At 76.4% G+C, this 1,125-nt stretch carries 2 protein-coding genes and 1 pseudogene; all 3 read left to right on the forward strand.

Annotation, left to right across the window (positions count from 1 at the left end):
• A partial coding sequence (locus H5J29_RS33690; RefSeq protein WP_446686511.1) for an ArsA family ATPase occupies positions 1-219 on the forward strand: 219 nt, incomplete at its 5' end.
• A gap of 70 nt (positions 220-289) precedes the next feature.
• Complete coding sequence (locus H5J29_RS33695) at positions 290-667, forward strand: hypothetical protein (protein ID WP_181784909.1); 378 nt, start codon at positions 290-292, stop codon at positions 665-667.
• 1 nt (position 668) lies between these two features.
• Positions 669-1,125: pseudogene (locus H5J29_RS33700) on the forward strand (ROK family protein); the annotation flags it as partial.

A 1,125-nucleotide genomic window follows, 5' to 3' on the forward strand; every position in this document is an offset into this window, starting at 1 on the left:
TCGGAGTTCGAGCTCGCGCTGCGGCTGCCAGGCGCCGCGAACGGGCCGCTGGACCTGACCCGCGTCGGGGACGAGCTCGTCGTCGGCGTGGGCGCCACCCGGCGGCGGATCAGCCTGCCCGCGGTGCTGCGCCGGTGCGAGGTCACCGCCGCCCGCCTGGAGGAGGACGACCTGGTGGTCACCTTCGTCCCCGATCCCGCCGTCTGGATGACCCGGTGAGCGTGCTCGCGTGCGGGCCCTCGGCACAGCGCTCCGGCGAGGCCTCGACCGAGCGAAGCGAGGACGGGCGGTGAGCTGCCCGCACTCGGACACCCTCGCCGGGGAGGTCAAGGCGCTCGCGGCCACGGTCCTGGACCGGATCGGCCCCCTGCTGGAGGCGGCCCGTTCGGGTGAGCCCACGCCGTCGAGCTGCGCGTCCTGCCCCGTCTGCGCCCTGATGGCCCTGCTGCGCGGGGAGCGACCCGAGCTGGCTGTGACGCTCGCGGACCACGCCGCGGGAGTCGTCGCGGCCCTCCGTGCGTTGATGGAGGAGCTGCCGGACGGACCGGCGGGACACGGCGGGACGGCTGGCAGTGCTGCGGGTGCCGAGGAGGAGAGCGGACATGGCGGTACCCACGGACGCCCGGGTGCGCGACGGGTCCAGCACATCCCCGTCACCCGGGTCTGACGTGCTGACGATCGGGGTCGACGTCGGCGGCACCAGCGTCCGCGCGGGCGTGGTGGACGCCGAGGGCGAGGTCATCGACAGTGCGGGCACCGCCACGCCGAAGAGCGACGAGGCGCTGGAGTCCGCGATCGCCCGGTGCGTCGGCGAGCTGTCCCCACGGCCGCCACCTGTCCTGGCGGGACGCGCCCGTCGCCGAGCGGATGCACGCGCGGCTGGGGATCCCGGTCGTCGTGGAGCACGACGCGAACGCCGCCGCGCTGGCCGAGCGCCGGTACGGGGCCGCGGCGGGCGCCTCGACCGTGGTCCTCCTGGCACTGGGCACCGGGATCGGCGGCGCGCTGCTGCTCGACGGCGCCCTCTACCGCGGCGCGTTCGGCGTGGCCCCCGAGTTCGGGCACGTCCGCGTGGTGCCGGACGGGCGCCCGTGCGAGTGCGGCAAGCGCGGCTGCTGGGAGCGG

The sequence above is a fragment of the Pseudonocardia pini genome, from assembly GCF_013870575.1.
Lineage (GTDB): Bacteria > Actinomycetota > Actinomycetes > Mycobacteriales > Pseudonocardiaceae > Pseudonocardia > Pseudonocardia pini.